Source organism: Clostridium sp. CTA-5, assembly GCF_054768135.1.
Window position 1 is genome coordinate 1 of the sequence record NZ_BAAAAT010000016.1, and the last position, 19,608, is coordinate 19,608.

Here is a 19,608-nt window from a genome sequence, read left to right on the forward strand (position 1 = left end):
GCCAGGATCAAACTCTCATAAAAAAGTTTAATCTTAGCTTACTTTTCAAAAAGAATTGCTGGTTTACTTAAATGTATTTTATATATTCTGTTCAATTTTCAAAGACCATTTTCTTTCGCTTCAACTCTCGTTGTCAGCTTTTGTTTTAAGTTGTCACCCTCAAGCGACTTCCTTAGTATATCACTTGACTTTTGTTTTGTCAACAAGTTTTTTTGAAAATTTCAAATTGCATTTTGAAAAGTTTCGTTTGCTTGCTTGCTGAACATTTACCTCAGCGACGTGTTTTATCTTAACATAATCTAAAACATATTCTATTCAATTATATGTTATTATATTAAATATATCTAATAATTTCTTTAATTTTCTATAAAATACTCTTAAATACTTATAATGATACACCTGGTTCATAGTACATTAAAAAATATCTTAAAAGCTATTAAAATACTAACATAAACAATTAATCACATGTAAAATTTGAAATATTTAATCATTAAAATATATAAAAAAACCATGAAGTACTAATAAAGTCTTCATGGTTTTTTCTGTTATTTAGTATCTTATATATAGAGAGATACTAATTTTATTCTGATTCATTATCAATATCTTCTGTAGCTTTATTTACTAATTCATCTAAGCTATTATCTAGACTTTCTTGTTTTATATCATTTTCTATAATTTCTTCAGAATCATTTTCTTTATCTTCACTTAGTATTTTTGCTATTGCTACTACCTTTTCTTCCTCATTAGTTCTCATTAAGGTTACACCCATTGCAGCTCTACTTGTTGTAGATATATCAGATACATTAATTCTAATTGCAACTCCATTTGTGTTTATAAGCATTAATTCATCATCTACCTTACAAATTGTTGCAGCAACTAATTTACCTGTTTTTTCACTGATTTTGTATGTTATTAAGCCAACGCCACCACGGTTTTGGATTTTATATTCACTAATAGGAGTCCTTTTTCCAAATCCATTTTCACTAATTACCAATAAATCTTCTCCATCAACTGCTATATCCATACATACAGCTATATCATCATTTTTTAAGTTAATTGCTTTAACACCTGATGCACTTCTTCCCATAGGTCTAACGTCTTTTTCGTTAAATCTTACTGCATATCCATTTTGAGTAACAACCATTATATTTGCATCACCATAAGTTATCTTAACTTTTAATAGCTCATCTCCATCTCTTAAATTTATTGCTATTAATCCATTTTTTCTTAAGTTTTTAAATTCGCTTAGATGTGTCTTTTTAACAATTCCCTGTTTGGTTCCCATAAATAAGAATCCATCTTTACGTTTATCAGTTACTGTTAATACTGTTTGTATTCTTTCATCAGGCTCAATAGGTATTAAATTAATTATATTAGTACCTTTTGCCTGTCTTCCTGCATCAGGTATTTCATATGCTCTTAATTTATATACTCTTCCCTTATTTGTAAAGAATAACACATCAGAATGAGTAGAGGTTATCATTATATGATCAACAAAGTCATCTTCTTTAGTTGTCATTGCTTGTATCCCTCTTCCCCCTCTTCTTTGGGCTGAATAAACATCCGCTGAAATTCTTTTGATATATCCTGAATTAGTTAATGTAATAACAACATCTTCTTCTTGTATAAGATCTTCAATATCTATTTCATTAACAACTTTTTCAATTTGGCTTCTTCTTTCATCTCCATATTTAGCCCTTATTTCTAAAAGTTCATCTTTTATAACTCCTAGTAACTTTTCTTCACTAGCTAATATAGATTTTAAATATTCCATTTGCTTCATTAATTCAGCATATTCTTCTTCAATCTTTCCTCTTTCTAATCCAGTTAACCTTCTTAATCTCATTTCTAAAATTGCTTGACATTGCTTCTCTGTAAGATTAAATTCTTCCATCAATGTATTTTTAGCAATTTCACTTGTAGCAGAACTTCTAATTATAGTGATTACTCTGTCTATATTGTCTAATGCAATTCTTAATCCCTCTAATATATGAGCTCTTGCTTCTGCCTTATTTAATTCAAATGTAGTTCTTCTTGTTACAACTTCCTTTTGGAAATCTATATAATGAACTAATACTTGCTTTAAATTTAATACTTTTGTTTCATTATTTACTAATGCTAGCATAATTACTCCAAAACTATCTTGAAGTTTTGTATGTTTATATAATAAGTTTAATATTATATTAGGATTAACATCTTTCTTTATTTCAATTACTATTCTCATACCGTCTCTATCAGATTCATCTCTTAAATCAGATATTCCAGTAATCTTTTTATCCTTTACCAAATCAGCAATATTTTCTATAAGTTTAGCTTTATTTACTTGATAAGGTATTTCAGTAACTATAATTTTATGTCTTCCATTGCTTTCTTCTATTTCAGTTTTAGCTCTAACTACAATTTTTCCTCTTCCAGTTTCATAAGCAGCTCTTATACCAGCACTTCCCATAATTATAGCTCCAGTAGGGAAATCTGGTCCTTTAATTTTTGTCATAAGTTCTAATACTGTTGCTTCTGGATTATCAATAAGCATCACAGTACCATCTATTACTTCACATAAATTATGTGGTGGTATATTTGTAGCCATACCAACTGCAATACCAGATGATCCATTTACTAAAAGATTTGGGAATCTAGATGGTAATACTGTTGGTTCTTCTTCTTCACCGTCAAAGTTAGGCATAAAATCAACTGTATTCTTATTTATATCTCTTAACATTTCAACTGATATCTTATTCATTTTAGCTTCTGTATATCTCATAGCAGCAGCGCTATCACCATCTACAGATCCAAAGTTACCATGGCCATCTACTAACATATATCTCATTGAAAAATCTTGTGCCATTCTAACTAAAGCATCATAAACAGAAGTATCTCCATGTGGATGATATTTACCTAGAACATCACCGACTATTCTGGCACATTTTCTATATCCTTTTTCTGGAGATAAACCTAATACTTGCATAGAATATAATATTCTTCTGTGTACTGGCTTTAATCCATCTCTAACATCTGGCAATGCACGCCCTACTATTACACTCATAGCATAATCTATGTAGCATTTTTTCATTTCATTTTTTATATCTACAGGTATAATTTTTCCTTCATTGAATTCCATGTACTTCACCTCATATTCAGTACTAAATATCTAAATTAACAACATTCTTAGCATTTCGTTCTATAAATTCTCTTCTTGGTTCAACTTTTTCGCCCATAAGAATTGTAAATATTTCATCTGCAGCCATAGCATCATCTACTGTAGCTTTTAATAGTATTCTCTTTTCTGGATCCATTGTTGTATCCCATAATTGAGTAGCATTCATTTCTCCAAGACCTTTGTATCTTTGAATATCTACTGAATTATCTTTTCCACCAATATCATTTAATACTGCTTCTAATTCCTCATCAGAATAAGCATAAAATTCTTTTTTATTCTTGCTTACTTTAAATAATGGTGGTTGAGCAATATATACATGACCTTGCTCTACAAGATCTCTCATATATCTATAGAAAAATGTTAATAATAGAGTTCTTATATGAGCTCCATCAACATCGGCATCTGTCATAATTATAATTCTATGATATCTAAGCTTTTCAATGTCAAAATCCTTACCAATTCCTCCACCAAATGCAGTAATCATAGATCTTATAGTGTCTGAATTTAATATTTTATCTAATCTTTGTTTTTCAACATTCATTATTTTACCCCTTAAAGGTAAAATAGCTTGGAATTTTCTATTCCTTCCTTGTTTTGCAGATCCACCAGCTGAATCCCCTTCGACTATATATATTTCACATTCCTTTGGGTCTTTTGATGAACAATCTGCTAATTTCCCTGGTAGTGTTGTTCTTTCTAAAACTGATTTTCTAGTTAATTCTCTTGCTTTTCTAGCAGCATCTCTAGCTCTAGCAGCCATTAATGCTTTATCAATAATTATTTTACTAATTGCAGGATTCTCTTCTAAAAATATTCCAACTGATTCACTAACAATTGAATCAACAATACCTTTTACTTCACTATTTCCTAATTTTGTCTTTGTTTGGCCTTCAAATTGTGGTTCTTCAATTTTAACTGATATTACAGCTGTAAGACCTTCTCTTATATCATCACCAGAAAGATTTTTATCGTTCTCTTTAATAAATCCATATCGTCTTACATAATCGTTAAACACTCTTGTTAATGCTGTTTTAAATCCAACTAAATGGGTTCCCCCTTCAATTGTGTCTATATTATTAGCAAATGAAAATATATTTTCTGTATATCCATCATTATATTGTAAAGCAAGTTCAACTGATATTTTATCTTTTATACCTTCTACATATATTGGTTCTTCATGTAGTTTTACTTTATTTCTATTTAAGTATGAAACAAAAGATTTAATTCCGCCTTCATAATGATAATTTTCCTCTTTATCATATCTCGCATCCATTAATTTTATATGAATTCCTTTATTTAAAAAGGATAATTCCCTTAATCTTTGAGATAATACCTCAAAATCATATATAACTTCATCAAATATTTCTTCATCTGGTTTGAAGTATACTTGCGTACCTGTTTCTGATGTTTCTCCTACTTTAGATAATTCAGAAATAACTTTACCTTTTGAGTATTCTTGATTCCATATATTACCTTCCCTTTTTACTGTAACAATACATTTTTCTGAAAGAGCATTAACTACAGAAGCTCCAACTCCGTGTAACCCTCCAGATACTTTGTATCCTCCACCACCAAATTTACCTCCTGCATGAAGTACAGTCATTATAACTTCTACTGTTGATTTGTGCATTTTAGGATGCATACCTACTGGCATACCTCTACCATCATCACATACTGTAATAGAATTATCTTCATTAATTTTTACTTCTATATTTTCGCAGTATCCAGCTAGAGCCTCATCAATACTATTATCAACTATTTCATATACTAAGTGATGTAACCCTCTAGAGCTGGTACTACCTATGTACATACCTGGTCTTTTTCTAACAGCCTCTAGACCCTCAAGTACTTGAATCTGATTTTCATCATATCTTTGATTATTTTGTTCCAAAACAGACTCCTCCTAAATTTAATAAATATTTAAAACTAATAATATTATTATTTAATAATTATATTCCATATCAGTTCTTTTAGTTAATGTTGCTGATGATATTGGTGAAAGGTATATCTTACTCATTTTATTAACTTCCGCAATAACAAAAGATTTAGGTTTTTCCTTTGTTATTCTTTCTACAAAACCATCCTCTTCTGCCATTCTTAAAAATTGTATAGTATCAGAACTATACATTGAATTTTCTAAATTAAATATTCCTATAATATCTTTTATCGGCACTACAACATTTTCTCCTAAATGCAAAAACACTAAGCATGCCTCCTTTAATTAACTATTTCTCCATTATATATCTCAAATATTTTAGATGTATTATCTAAATAATCTTCCAAATCATTAATACCAGTGCAAGTTATTACGGTTTGTATATCATTAATAGTACTTAATATATACCTTTTTCTATTTATATCAAGTTCAGATAAAACATCATCTAATAATAAAATAGGGTATTCATCAGTTATTTCTTTAATAATTTTAAGAGAAGAGAATTTCATTGTTAAAACAGCAGTCCTTTGTTGTCCTTGCGACCCAAAACTTTTAACATCTACATCATTTATAAAAATATAAAAATCATCTCTATGTGGTCCTATTGAAGTTAAACCTTTTTCCCTATCTTTTTTAAGATTATTTTTTAACTTTTGTAAGAAAATATTTTTAAAATCATCTGTATATTTGATTACAGAATCATATTTAAATTTTATTTTTTCATTTCCAGAAGTTATATCGCTATGTATATCATTTCCATAATAGTTTATTTTATCTATATATTCTAACCTCTTTTTAATAATATAATCAGCATATTCTACTAATTGTAAATCATATATCTCCAAAACATCTTGATTAAAGTTTTTTGATTTTAAAATTATATTTCTTTCATTCAATATTTTATTATATTGAACTAAACTAAAATAATATTTTTTATTTATTTGAGATAATTCCATATCTAAAAATTTTCTTCTTAATCTTGGAGATTCCTTTACAATTTTTAAATCTTCTGGAGAAAACATAACTACATTAAACGTTCCAAAAAGTTCTGCTATTTTATTTATTTTTATAGCATTTACCTTTATGGCCTTTTTTCCATCTCTTAATATTTTTATATCTATTTTTTTATCTAATCTATTTTTTCCTATAAGCAAACTTATATATGCCTCATTATTATCCCATCTTATTAAATCCTTATCTCTTGAAGTTCTATGAGATTTGGAAAATGCACAATAATAAATAGCTTCTAAGATATTAGTTTTACCTTGAGCATTATTACCTATGAACACATTAACATTTTTACTTAAATTTATTTCTAGCTGTTTATAATTTCTATAATTAGCTAGCATTATCGTCTTAATATACATAAAAATACACCTATATTAATTATATCATAATAAAAAAGCAAGTGCTTATTTATTAAAAATTAAATATTTATACTATTTCAAATTCTTGATTTTCAAATTCTATAATATCACCAATTTTTAACTTTTTTCCTCTTTGTAAACAAATTTCACCATTAACTTTTACTAATCCATCTTGAATATATATTTTTGCTTCTGATCCTAATGAAGCTATACCACTCCATTTTAAAAACGCATCTAATTTTATAAATTCTGTGCTTATTTCTACTTTATTCATTTTTAATGCATAAATATTAATAAATATTTATATCCTCCTTATCTCATTAGTCTTACTGGTAGTACTAAATATTTAGAATTTTCGCTGTCTTTTTCTTTGATTACACATGGACTAACTCCAGAAGTCATTTCCATAATCACTTCTTCGTCTTCCATATTTTTAAGAACATCTAATAAATATCTTGAATTAAATGCAATTTGTATTTCATCTCCTTGCAATTTCAAGCTAACTTCTTCCCTTACTTTTCCCAATTGAGAATTGGATGTTATTACCAATGTGTCTTCTGTAATATCTAATTTTATTAAATTAGTATTACCGTCTTTAGCCATAAGAGATGCTCTTTCAATACCATTTTGTAACTCTTGTCTATTAACATTAACTAATAATTTATGTTCTTGCGGTAATAGTGAATTATAATTTACAAATTTTCCATCTAATAGTCTTGATATAATTTTAGTATTTTCTAAATTAAACAATATATGATTATTAGTAAATGTTATATATACATTTTTTTCATTATCCTCTAATATTTTGGATACTTCAATTAACGTTTTACCAGGAATAACAACTTCAATATCAATATCTGTATCTAAAAATTCACTTCTTACTGCTAATCTATATCCATCAAGTGCTACTAAATTTAAATTTTTATTTTTAACCTCAAATAATATACCTTGTAATATTGGTCTTGTTTCATCTTGAGCTATTGCAAAAGATGTCCCTTTAATCATATTTTTAAGTATACTTTCATTTACTTCAACTTTTAGATTCTCATCTATATTAGGAAGTGACGGATATTCACTTGCATTCATATATACAACATTAAATATTGATTTTTCGCAAGTAATTTGTATTGATTCATTTTCTATTGTTTCTATTTTTATATCTGAATTAGGAAGTTTCCTAATTATTTCTCCAAACATTTTAGCATCAATAACAATTTCACCATTCTCAACAACATTAGCTTTTACCGTTGTTTGTATACTAAGATCCATATCTGATCCTATTAATGTTAGTTCACCATTTTTAGCATTTATATAAATACCATCTAATATTTGCATTGTTGATTTTCCTGTAATGGCCTTTTGTACTATTGATATACCTTCTAGTAATTTATGTTTTTCACATATAAAAATCATTTAAAATGTCCTCCTTATTATTCACATGTAAGTAAAGATATAATTAGAGTAGATATATATAAAATATATAGTAATAATAGTAGTAGGGAGTGTGAATATGTTGATAACACATTGTAACGTAGTATTATCAACATATTTTTATACAAAAATATTGTGGATAAGTCCGTAACAAATAGCTCATCTTATCCACAGTTTTCAACAGAATATTAATATAATATTGTTATCCACAAGTTATTCAATACTTATTATGTACATATGTTAATTAATTTTGAGTAACTTTTTTGGTGATATCAGCAACTGTATGCTGTAAGCTCTCATCGTTCTTTAGATTTTCAGAGATTTTTTCATAAGCGTGTATTACAGTAGTATGATCTCTTCCTCCAAATTCTTCTCCAATTTTAGGTAGAGACATATCAGTTAGTTTTCTAGTTAAATACATAGCTATCTGTCTAGGATAAGCTACATTTCTAGTTCTTCTTTGTGATTTTAAATCGTCTATTTTTAAATTAAAATAATTGGCAACTATTTCTTGAATAGAACCAATAGTTACGTGTTTACCTTGTTTTTTAGAGATTATATCTTTTAGAGCTTCTGATGCTAAATCTACAGTAACTTCTCTATTTGTAAGTGATGAGTATGCAATTATTCTTATAAGTGCACCTTCTAATTCTCTAATGTTAGATTTAATTTTTGTTGCTATATATCCCATAACTTCATTTGCTACATTTAAATTTTCAACATCAGCTTTCTTTTTAAGAATTGCCATTCTAGTTTCAAAATCCGGAACTTGAATATCAGCAATTAACCCCCATTCAAATCTAGATCTAAGTCTATCTTCTAATGTTGGGATTTCCTTTGGCGGACGATCTGATGATAGAATTATTTGCTTATTAGCATCATGTAAAGCATTAAAAGTATGGAAAAATTCTTCTTGGGTACGTTCTTTACCAGCGATAAATTGTATATCATCTATAAGTAGTACATCGACATTTCTATATTTATTTCTAAACTCTTCATTTTTATCATCTTTAATTGCATTAATCAGTTCATTTGTAAACTTTTCAGAAGATACGTAAACTACTTTTGCATTAGTATTATTTTGTAATATATAATGACCAATTGCATGCATTAAGTGAGTTTTACCAAGTCCTACTCCCCCATATATGAATAGAGGATTATAAGCTTTGGCTGGCGACTCAGCAACGGCTAAAGACGCAGCATGAGCAAATCTATTACTATTACCTATTACAAATGAATTAAAGGTATATTTAGGATTTAAAGTTGAAGACATTTCATCATTAACGATAATAGTTTTTTTAGAGTTTGATTTCATTTTATTATTAAGTTTTGTTTCATCATCGGAATAGTTGTCTTCGCTTTCAAGATCAGAAGCTATAAGAAATTCAATTTCATATAACTTTGAGCAAACTGCTTCTATAGAATTAGCAACTAAACTTTTATATCTTTTATCTAGAATATCTTTAGTAAAAGAGTTAGGAACGCTTATTTTTATACTTTTATCAGAAATAGAAATAGGTTCACAGCTCTTTATCCAAGTATTAAAGCTGACTTCGCTCATTTCGCCTTTTATAATATTTAGGGTTTTTTCCCATAATTGTTTAAGGTCAGCATCCATTTTTAATCCTCCAATATTATTTTAAGAAAAAATTTTTTTTTATTTAAAATATAAATTATTAACAAGATATCAACAAAATAATACAGAATATATTTTAATTGTTGACTAAGAGTATAAAGTTATACACATGTTGATAATTTATCTAAAAAATATATTATATAAAAAGTTATCAACAATAACAAATTTTAAGTATAAAAACATTACTAAAAGTAAATAATTTGGGATATAATAAGAAAATATAGTATAACATTAATTATGTTAAACTAAAAAATAAACAAGTTATGCACATATTTATCAACAGCTGTGGATAAGTTTTATTAAAAATAAGTTATTCACAGTTATAATATTTATAATAACATAAGTAATTGTGCATATTCAATAAGTTATCCACAAAAATATATCCATAAAAATATAATTATCAACAATTAGTATTATCTTGACAGAAAATTAGGATATATATATAATAGAAAGGTAAAATTTAAAATCACAGAAAGTATAGTTATTACTATAAATAATAAATTTAAGGGGGTGCATTTAAATGTTCATGACTTATCAACCAAAAAAGAGACAAAGAAAAAAGGAGCATGGCTTCAGAAAGAGAATGAGCACTCAATCAGGAAGAAACATTCTTAAGAATAGAAGACAAAAAGGAAGAAAAAAATTAACAGCATAAGGGCCGCATTAAGTGGCCTTTTTTCTGCAAATGCAGGAAAAAAAGGAGTATAGAAATACCTATGGTTTATAGATTGAAAAAAAATATAGAGTTTATAATTGTATATAAAAGAGCAAAGTCATTTGCTAATCATAACTTAGTTATGTATGCTTTAAAAAATAAAAGAAATAAAGACAAAAATGGCATGTTATATAGTAAAGTAGGGATTTCTGTAAGCAAGAAAGTTGGAAACAGTGTTGTTAGAAGTAGATGTAAGAGATTAATAATTGAAAGTTTTAGATTAAATTATAATAATATAACAAAAGGATATGATTATGTTTTTATAGCACGAAATCCTATGAGAGATAAAAATTATTTTGAGACCGAAAAGGCGATGAAGAATTTACTTAAAAAGGCAGGATTATATTTAGATGAAGAAGTTATTAATAAGTCTAATTAAATTCTATAGGGGATATATTTCACCTAGAAGAAATCCATGTTGTAGATTTACGCCAACTTGCTCACAGTATGCCTTAGATGCTATAGAAAAATATGGTGCTATTAAGGGAAGCTTAATGGCACTTTATAGAATATTAAGGTGTAATCCTTTTTGCAAAGGTGGCTATGACCCCGTAAAGTAACATATTTAGGAGGTACAGATTTTAATGTTTGAAAAGATAATTCAATTTATGGCTAATATATTTAATTATCTACATGATTTCATTGTTAGTATTGGAGTAAAAGATGTAGGATTATCATATGTATTAGCTATACTTGTATTTACATTGATTATTAGACTGCTTATATTGCCACTTAACATTAAAGCAGCAAAGTCAACTCAAAAAATGCAAGAAATTCAGCCAGAAGTTAAAAAACTTCAAGAAAAATATAAAGGCAATCCCGAAAAATTAAATGCAGAAACTATGAAGCTTTATAAAGAAAAAAATGTTAGTGTAGCAGGGGGATGTCTACCTTCATTACTACCATTACCTATATTGATGGCTTTATACTATGTATTTTTTAGAATAGATGGATTAAATGGAGCATCATTTTTATGGATTAACGATTTAGCTAGTAAAGATACTAAGTTTATATTGCCTATATTAGCTGCTTTATCAACATATTTACCTTCTTATTTGATGGCAAAAGCTACGCCTTCAGATAATTCGCCTATGAATATGGGAACTATGAGTTTAGTTATGGCATTCATGATGGGATTTATGTCATTGAATTTTAAATCAATATTAGTTTTATATTGGATAATAGGAAATATTATTCAGACTATACAAACATATTTCTTAAATTATAGACCTGCAAAGAAAAAATTAAAGGATGTAGAAGAAAATAGTAGCGTCCAATTTGAAAATAGTAATTTTGTTATGGATGTTGAAGCACCTAGTAATTTAGCTAGTACAAAGAAAAAAAAGAAAAAATAAATTTATTATTTAATATTTGCTTTGGATTAAGGTGGTGAATTAAGAGATGAAGTCAATAGAGTTAGAGGGAAAAACTGTTGAAGAAGCCTTAAAAAAAGCTTTAATTAAGCTAAATACAACAGAGAATATGGTTGAGGTTGAAGTTTTAGAAGAGGGTTCAAAAGGATTATTTAGTTTTATAGGCTCTAAACCAGCAAAAATTAGGGTAACTATTAAACGCAACTATATTGAAGAAATAAATAATTTTTTAAATGTAGTTCTTAAGACTATGGATATAGAAGCTGAAGTAGATATAAAAGAAGATAATAATATTATTAAAGTTAACTTATCAGGGAAAAAAGTAGGAGCAATTATTGGATATAGAGGAGAAACTTTAGATTCATTACAATGCTTAATATCATTAATGGTAAATAAAAATAATGATATTCCTTACAAAAGAGTTATTTTAGATATAGGAAATTACAGGAATAAAAGAGAAGAAACCCTTAAAAGAGTTGCAGAAAAAACTGCAGCAAAAGTAAAAAGAACAGGTAAGACATTTAAGTTAGAACCAATGAATCCTTATGAGAGAAGAATTATTCATTCTTCTCTTCAAGATAATGATTTTGTTTATACTTATAGTGAGGGGAATGAACCTTTTAGAAAAGTAGTAGTGGAATTAAAAAGAAATTAGTAAAAGAAAGCCCTTAAAGGCTTTCTTTTATTAATTTTACTAAGAAAATAATTATTTTGACTAATTTAATTTTGTTATGTAAAATCTATCTCAAGGTTATAATTAAATAATAATTTTAAAAATTATTTACGACAATTTACATAAATTTACAATATAAATATTAAATAAATAGTTATAATTGAGTAATAATTTATTAATTAATAACAACTTATAAATTAATAAATTAGATTTTTATTTGCAATTGTTTTGATATTTACTTTGATTGGTTATAATATTAAAAATAAATTACAAGATTAATTACATAAGGAGAATTTATATTATGAAAGATTTTGATACCATTTGTGGTATAGCAACGCCTATTGGAGAAGGTGGAATCTCTATTATTAGAATTTCAGGTAATAAAGCTTTAGATATAATTAATAAGATTTTTATCAGTAAAAATAGATTTGATATAAATAATATGAAAACTTATACTATGAAATATGGTAATATAATTGATTTGGAAAGCAAAGATATAATTGATGAAGTTATTATAAGCTATATGAAAGGCCCACATAGCTATACAACAGAAGATATAATAGAAATTAATTGTCATGGTGGAGTTATATCCACTAATAGTGTAATGGATCAAGTTATTAAAGCTGGAGCAAGATTAGCTGAACCAGGGGAATTTACTAAAAGAGCATTTTTAAACGGGAGAATTGATTTAAGTCAAGCTGAAGCTGTTATTGATATAATAAGAGCTAAAACAGACTTATCTATGAAATCAGCTATTATGCAAAGTAGTGGTGCACTTTCAAGCCAAATAACAGAATTAAGAAAGTATTTATTAGATGTTCTAGCATTAATAGAATACGGAATAGATTTTACTGAAGATGATGAAGAAATAGATGATAGTTTAATTATAAAAGCAAAAGAAGGAATATCTCAAACTATATTAAAAATAAAAGATTTATTAAAAAATGCTGATGAAGGAAAAATAATTAGAGATGGACTTAATATGGTTATTGTAGGTAAACCTAATGTTGGGAAATCATCACTGCTTAATATGTTATTAAAAGAAAAAAGAGCAATTGTAACAGATATACCTGGAACTACAAGAGATATAATTGAGGAATATTTAAATATAGACGGGATACCTATAAAGATAACTGATACAGCAGGAATTAGAGAAACTGAAGATACCGTAGAAAAAATTGGTGTTGAAAGGTCAAGAGAGAAAATTGAAGAAGCTGATTTAGTAGTATTGATTTTAGATTCTTCTAGAGAATTAGAAGAGGAAGATAAGGAAATAATTAATACTATAAAGGATAAAAATCACATAGTATTATTAAATAAAATAGATTTGGATAAGAAAATATCCGATATTGACTTAAATAATATAATTTTGATATCAGCAAAAACTGGTGAAGGAATTAATGAATTAAAAGACAAGATAAAAACTTTATTTTTCAATGGAACAATAAATAGTGAAAGTCTTATTGTATCTAATGTAAGGCATAAACAAGCACTTTATAGAGCATTAGAAAATTGTGAAGAAGCTTTTAATAGAATTAATGCCAATGAATATCTTGATTTAATTTCGATTTATGTAACATCTGCAATGAAATCATTAGGAGAGATAACAGGTGATGAATTAGAAGAAGATGTATTAAACAAGATTTTTAGCGAATTTTGTGTAGGAAAATAGGGGGGATAGTAAATGCAAGTAACTTATGATGCAGGAACATTTGATGTAATAGTTGTTGGAGCAGGTCATGCAGGATGTGAGGCTGCATTAGCTTCAGCTAGATTAGGTTTAAATACATTAATTTGCACAATAAATTTAGATTCAATAGCTATGATGCCTTGTAACCCTAATATTGGAGGAACAGCAAAGGGACATTTAGTTAGAGAAATTGATGCTTTAGGCGGAGAAATGGGAATAAATATAGATAAAACATTTATTCAATCAAGAATGTTAAACACATCTAAAGGTCCAGCAGTTCACTCATTAAGAGCACAAGCTGATAAAAAAGATTATCAATTTAGAATGAAAAAAGTATTAGAAGAACAAGAGAATCTTCAAATAAGACAAATAGAGGTTACAGACATTATAGCTGATGATGGAAAGATTACTGGAGTAGTAACAAAGAATGGTGCTGTTTTTAACTGTAAAGCTGTAATATTAGCAACAGGTACATATTTAAAGGGAAAAATTATAATTGGAGAGGTTAGTTACTCAGGTGGTCCAAATGGATTATTTCCGGCAAATGATTTATCACAATCATTATTAGATTTAGGAATTAATTTAAGAAGGTTTAAGACAGGAACACCAGCTAGAATTAATAAAAGATCTGTAGATTTTTCTAAGATGATTGAGCAAAAAGGTGATGACAATATAGTACCTTTCTCATTTATGAGCAGAAATGTTGATAGAGAACAGATATCATGTTATTTAACTTATACTAATGAAAATACACATAACATAATAAAGGAAAATATAGGGAGATCACCTATATATAATGGAACTATTAAGGGGATTGGTCCAAGATACTGTCCATCTATTGAAGATAAAGTTATGAGATTTCCAGATAAGTTACAACATCAAATCTTTGTTGAACCAGAAGGTACTGATACATTAGAAATGTATGTAGGAGGTATGTCTTCATCTCTACCAGAAGAAGTTCAAATTAAAATGCTTAGAACATTACCTGGTTTAGAAAAAGTAGAAATGATGAGAACTGCATATGCAATTGAATATGATTCAGTTGATCCTACCCAACTTAAACCAACCCTAGAATTTAAAACTATTAATGGTCTATATGGTGCAGGACAATTTAATGGTAGTTCAGGATATGAAGAAGCGGCTGCACAAGGACTAGTGGCAGGTATAAATGCTGCATTAAAAATAAAAGATCAAACCCCTATGATATTAACTCGTTCAGATGCATATATTGGAGTTTTAATTGATGATTTAGTTACAAAAGGTACTAATGAACCTTATAGAATGATGACATCAAGAGCTGAATATAGATTATTATTAAGACAAGATAATGCAGATTTTAGATTAACTGAAATAGGACATGAAGTTGGTTTAGTGACAAAAGAAAGATATGAAATATTTTTAAAAAGAAAAAATAATATCGAATCTGAGCTTGAAAGACTAAAAAACTTGAAAATAACTAATAAAAGAGAAGTAAATGAATTCTTAATATCATTAGGTTCATCAGAATTAAAAAAACCTATTAGTTTTTATGAATTAATAAAGAGACCGGAAGTTGATTATTTTAATTTAGTTGAATTAGATACTAACAGGGAAAATTTACCAAACGATATTGGCGAACAAATAAATATAATTGCAAAGTATGAAGGATATATAACTAATCAACTTGAACAAGTTGCACAGTTTAGAAAATTTGAGAAAAAATTATTACCTAAAGACATTGATTATAGTAATGTAAAGGGGTTAAGAACTGAAGCAGAACAAAAATTAAATAGTATTAAACCTATAAGTATTGGGCAAGCGTCTCGTATTTCGGGTGTATCCCCTGCAGATATTTCTGTATTACTTATTTATCTTGAACATTATTATAACAAACAAAATTCCTAGTATTGTATGGTAGTGTAATTTAAATTCATGTATTAATGTAGTTAATTATAAATTATTTGGATAAGATTTACTACTATTTAAGTTAATTGACACTGAACAAATGCTAATTTAATATAAATTACTTAATGCCCAGTGTCAATTATAATAAAAAATAGCGTAGCTAAAGTAATAATGTTATAAATATTGGCTAGCGGATAAATAATATTAATTTTCTTGGAGGTAATTATGGAATTTTATAATTTAATGGCTAAGGCTGCTGAGGATGTAGGATTAAAGTTAACAGAATCTCAATATGAGAAATTTATAATATATAAAGATCTTCTTAAAGAGTGGAATGAAAAAATAAATTTAACAGCTATCATTGAAGATGAAGAAATAATAAAAAAACATTTTATAGACTCTATTAAAGCATTTAAAAGAGAAGAGTTTAAACAGGCTAATACTTTAATAGATGTTGGAACAGGGGCAGGTTTTCCAGGAATCCCAATAGCTATTATGAGAAGTGAGATTAAAGTTACTTTACTAGATTCATTAAATAAAAGAGTTAATTTTTTAAACACAGTTATAAAGGAACTAAATCTTAAAAATGTTATAACTATTCATAGTAGAGCTGAAGATGGTGCTAGACAAAAAAATCTTAGAGAAAGTTTTGATATAGCTACATCTAGAGCTGTTGCTAATATGAGTGTATTATCAGAATTTTGTTTACCTTATGTTAAGGTAGGAGGACATTTTATTGCATTAAAGGGACCATCTGTAGATGAAGAAATAAAAGAGAGCAAAAAGTCAATAGCTACATTAGGTGGAACTCTAATTGATATATGTGAAGTTCAAATTGAAGATACTGAATTAAAACATAACTTGGTTATAGTTAAAAAGGTTAATGAATGTCCTAAAGCTTATCCAAGAAAAGCAGGTAATGTCACTAAAAAACCTATAAAATAAATATATTATTATTTTTATTTTTGTAGAAATATTAATAAAATTATACTAATTTGTTTTATAAAATAATTTTATAATTAAAGGAAAAATATGATTATTATAGAATAATAAAAATTATAGGCTTTTTAGGTTATTAAAGTAATTAATGAGGGATGGGTTGAGATAAATGAATAATGAAATAATTAAAATAAACATAGATAAGATAGTTCCAAATCTTTATCAACCACGTAAATATTTTAATGAAGAAGCACTTGGAGAATTATCACAATCAATAAAAGAGCATGGGATCATACAACCACTTACAGTAAGGAAAATGGGAGAGATCTATGAATTAGTGGCAGGTGAAAGAAGACTTAGGGCTGCAAAATTAGCTAATTTTGATTCAGTTCCATGTAATATAGTAAATATAACTGATTATGAATCGGCAGAAATAGCATTATTAGAAAATCTTCAAAGAGAAGATCTAAATTATATTGAAGAAGCAGAAGCTTATAATAATCTTCTTAATGATCATAATTTTACACAAGAAGATTTAGCAAAAAGAATGGGAAAAAAACAATCAACAATTGCTAATAAGTTAAGATTATTAAAATTAGATCCTAAAGTTAGATTATTATGTCTTGAGAATAGTTTAACAGAAAGACATGCAAGAGCCCTTCTTAGCATTCCTAATTCACAACTTCAAATAAAAATTGTACAGAAAGTAATAAAGAACGGATTAAATGTAAAAAATACAGAAGAATTAATCAATAAAGAATTACTTAAAATAGCAGGAAAACAATTAAATGATAAAAAATCAAAAACCAATATAAAAGCAACACTACCTGCAAAGTTATATATGAATACAATAAAACAAGTACTTCAAAAATTTAATATACCTGCTGAATATAACTGTAAAGATGATGATGAATTTATTGAAGTAACTGTAAAAATCCCTAAAAATAAAAATTAAATTGTAAAACAAGTATTAAAATTTAATTTAATATTTTGATTATAGTTTATTTAAAAAAGGACAAAATAGTATATAAATTTATTGAAAATTATTTTTTAATAAATTTAAGTACTATTTTTTTTCATTTTTCCTACATTAATCTTTTAATATGTATTGAATATATATATAATGTTAATATGGGAGAGGGGGTGTAGGCTCTTATAGGGCTTAATTATGAAGACAGTTTGTATTTTTAATCAAAAAGGTGGAGTAGGTAAAACTACTACTAATATAAATTTATCAGGATATTTAGCTATGGCAGGATATAAAGTATTGACAATAGATATTGATCCTCAAGGTAATACTACAAGTGGACTTGGGTTAGATAAGAGAAATTTAGAGGTTTCAATGTATGATGTTTTGACCACAGATATATCAATTAAAGATTCAATATTAAGAACTGATTTAGTAGAAAATTTATTTATATCACCTTCAACTATGGAATTAGCTGGAGCAGAAGTTGAAGTAATAGGAAGAGAAGATAGGGAAAATATTATAAAGAGCAAATTAAAGGAAATTGAGGGTGAATATGATTATGTATTTATAGATTGTCCACCTTCTTTAGGAGTATTAACTATAAATGCACTGACATGTGCAGATTCAGTATTAATTCCAATACAATGTGAATTCTATGCACTGGAAGGGGTAAGTCAATTAGTTAATACAATCCAATTAGTTAAAAAGTCTTTAAATAAGAAATTAGAAATTGAAGGCGTAGTAATGACTATGTTTGATTATAGAACTAATCTTAGTAATGAGGTATTTAAGGAAGTTAAAAAATATTTTAAAAGTAAGGTCTATAAAACAACTATTCCAAGAAATATAAGATTAGCAGAGGCACCTAGCTTTGGATTACCGATTATGTTGTATGATGATAAATGTAAGGGTGCGGAGGCATATATTAATTTAAGTAAAGAATTTTTAAATAGACAGGAATAGGAGGGAATATTATGGGGAAAAAGTTTGGGTTAGGAAAAGGATTAGGTGCACTTATACCGGATGAGATTGAAGAAAAAGTTAAGGAAAAAAGTAATAACATTCTTATACCTATAAATAATATCAAAAGTGATATTGAACAACCAAGAAAGAATTTTGATTCTGAAAAAATTATTGAATTATCTCAATCAATTAAACTTCATGGAGTGATTCAACCTTTAATAGTTAGGGAAAAAGAAGAAAATCAATATATCATTGTTGCAGGAGAACGAAGATGGAGAGCTGCTAAATTATCAGGTTTAAAAGAACTACCATGTATAATAATGGATTTAAATGATAAAGAAATTTTAGAAATATCATTAATAGAGAATATTCAAAGAGAGGATTTAAATCCAATTGAAGAAGCTTTAGCATATAAAAAATTAATAGATGATTTTAAAATTACTCAATTAGAGTTAAGTAATAGAATAGGTAAGTCAAGAGTGGCTATTACAAATACGATGAGATTAATTAACTTAGATAAGAGAGTACAACAATATTTAATTGAGGGGATTATTACAGAGGGACATGGAAGAACACTTCTTAGTGTTGATAATAATGATTTACAATATGAACTTGCTCAACAAGTAATTGATAATAAATTATCTGTTAGAGAATTAGAAAAATTAATTAAAAATATAAATGAAAAGAAACCAAAGGATACCAAAGAGAAAGAAGCAAATCCATATTACCAAGATGTAAAAAATCAACTTCAAAATTATTTTGGAACAAAAGTAAATATACAAAATAAGAAAAATAAAGGTAAAATTGAAATAGAATATTATTCAGAAGAAGATTTACAGAGAATATTAGATATTATAGATATGTAACAAGATGT

The 19,608-nt window shown here is 27.0% G+C and carries 18 protein-coding genes; 11 read left to right on the forward strand and 7 right to left on the reverse strand.

Translation table 11 applies throughout. The features are described 5' to 3' along the window. Positions 1 to 580 precede the first annotated feature (580 nt). From gyrA to dnaA, 7 genes are all read right to left on the reverse strand, one after another. Positions 581 to 3,118, reverse strand: a complete 2,538-nt coding sequence (gene gyrA / locus ACYUET_RS17925; RefSeq protein ID WP_460281895.1) for a DNA gyrase subunit A — start codon at positions 3,116 to 3,118, stop codon at positions 581 to 583. A gap of 22 nt (positions 3,119 to 3,140) precedes the next feature. Next, entirely contained in the window at positions 3,141 to 5,048 is a 1,908-nt protein-coding gene (gyrB, locus tag ACYUET_RS17930) for a DNA topoisomerase (ATP-hydrolyzing) subunit B (RefSeq protein ID WP_460281897.1), read from the reverse strand. Between the two features lie 51 nt (positions 5,049 to 5,099). Further along, positions 5,100 to 5,360, reverse strand: a complete 261-nt coding sequence (remB, locus tag ACYUET_RS17935) for an extracellular matrix regulator RemB (protein ID WP_460281899.1) — start codon at positions 5,358 to 5,360, stop codon at positions 5,100 to 5,102. A 14-nt stretch (positions 5,361 to 5,374) separates the two neighbouring features. Then, positions 5,375 to 6,460, reverse strand: a complete 1,086-nt coding sequence (gene recF, locus ACYUET_RS17940) for a DNA replication/repair protein RecF (RefSeq protein WP_460281901.1) — start codon at positions 6,458 to 6,460, stop codon at positions 5,375 to 5,377. 67 nt (positions 6,461 to 6,527) lie between these two features. Next, entirely contained in the window at positions 6,528 to 6,734 is a 207-nt protein-coding gene (locus ACYUET_RS17945) for an RNA-binding S4 domain-containing protein (RefSeq protein ID WP_460281903.1), read from the reverse strand. Positions 6,735 to 6,772: 38 nt separating this feature from the next. Beyond that, a complete protein-coding gene (gene dnaN, locus ACYUET_RS17950) occupies positions 6,773 to 7,873 on the reverse strand; it encodes a DNA polymerase III subunit beta (protein WP_460281905.1) in 1,101 nt (366 codons plus the stop codon). 262 nt (positions 7,874 to 8,135) lie between these two features. Then, entirely contained in the window at positions 8,136 to 9,509 is a 1,374-nt protein-coding gene (gene dnaA, locus ACYUET_RS17955; protein WP_460281907.1) for a chromosomal replication initiator protein DnaA, read from the reverse strand. A gap of 538 nt (positions 9,510 to 10,047) precedes the next feature. On the opposite strand from dnaA, the gene rpmH reads away from it, so the two are divergent. The 11 genes from rpmH (at position 10,048) to ACYUET_RS18010 (ending at position 19,600) form a co-directional block, all read left to right on the forward strand. Continuing rightward, entirely contained in the window at positions 10,048 to 10,182 is a 135-nt protein-coding gene (gene rpmH, locus ACYUET_RS17960; protein WP_017210025.1) for a 50S ribosomal protein L34, read from the forward strand. 61 nt (positions 10,183 to 10,243) lie between these two features. Next, on the forward strand, positions 10,244 to 10,621 hold the full coding sequence (gene rnpA, locus ACYUET_RS17965) for a ribonuclease P protein component (RefSeq protein WP_460281909.1): 378 nt from the start codon (positions 10,244 to 10,246) through the stop codon (positions 10,619 to 10,621). Further along, entirely contained in the window at positions 10,593 to 10,802 is a 210-nt protein-coding gene (gene yidD, locus ACYUET_RS17970; protein WP_460281911.1) for a membrane protein insertion efficiency factor YidD, read from the forward strand. Before rnpA ends, yidD begins: the two co-directional genes overlap by 29 nt. Before the next feature lie 24 nt (positions 10,803 to 10,826). After that, complete coding sequence (yidC, locus tag ACYUET_RS17975; protein WP_460281912.1) at positions 10,827 to 11,597, forward strand: membrane protein insertase YidC; 771 nt, start codon at positions 10,827 to 10,829, stop codon at positions 11,595 to 11,597. Positions 11,598 to 11,643: 46 nt separating this feature from the next. Further along, a complete protein-coding gene (gene jag, locus ACYUET_RS17980) occupies positions 11,644 to 12,270 on the forward strand; it encodes an RNA-binding cell elongation regulator Jag/EloR (protein ID WP_460281914.1) in 627 nt (208 codons plus the stop codon). A gap of 319 nt (positions 12,271 to 12,589) precedes the next feature. Further along, positions 12,590 to 13,960: a tRNA uridine-5-carboxymethylaminomethyl(34) synthesis GTPase MnmE gene (mnmE, locus tag ACYUET_RS17985; protein ID WP_460281915.1), complete on the forward strand. Its 1,371-nt coding sequence runs from the start codon at positions 12,590 to 12,592 to the stop codon at positions 13,958 to 13,960. Positions 13,961 to 13,972: 12 nt separating this feature from the next. Beyond that, the gene (mnmG, locus tag ACYUET_RS17990) at positions 13,973 to 15,862 is read left to right on the forward strand and encodes a tRNA uridine-5-carboxymethylaminomethyl(34) synthesis enzyme MnmG (protein WP_460281917.1); all 1,890 of its coding nucleotides are present in this window, start codon (positions 13,973 to 13,975) and stop codon (positions 15,860 to 15,862) included. Positions 15,863 to 16,087: 225 nt separating this feature from the next. Next, positions 16,088 to 16,807 carry a 16S rRNA (guanine(527)-N(7))-methyltransferase RsmG gene (rsmG, locus tag ACYUET_RS17995; protein WP_460281919.1) on the forward strand — a complete coding sequence of 240 codons (720 nt, stop codon included), beginning with the start codon at positions 16,088 to 16,090 and terminating at the stop codon, positions 16,805 to 16,807. Between the two features lie 163 nt (positions 16,808 to 16,970). Next, positions 16,971 to 17,756 (forward strand): nucleoid occlusion protein, encoded by a 786-nt coding sequence (noc, locus tag ACYUET_RS18000; protein WP_460281921.1) that lies wholly within the window; start codon positions 16,971 to 16,973, stop codon positions 17,754 to 17,756. A gap of 213 nt (positions 17,757 to 17,969) precedes the next feature. Further along, complete coding sequence (locus ACYUET_RS18005; protein WP_460281923.1) at positions 17,970 to 18,734, forward strand: ParA family protein; 765 nt, start codon at positions 17,970 to 17,972, stop codon at positions 18,732 to 18,734. Positions 18,735 to 18,745: 11 nt separating this feature from the next. Beyond that, positions 18,746 to 19,600: a ParB/RepB/Spo0J family partition protein gene (locus ACYUET_RS18010; RefSeq protein ID WP_460281925.1), complete on the forward strand. Its 855-nt coding sequence runs from the start codon at positions 18,746 to 18,748 to the stop codon at positions 19,598 to 19,600. Positions 19,601 to 19,608 lie beyond the last annotated feature (8 nt).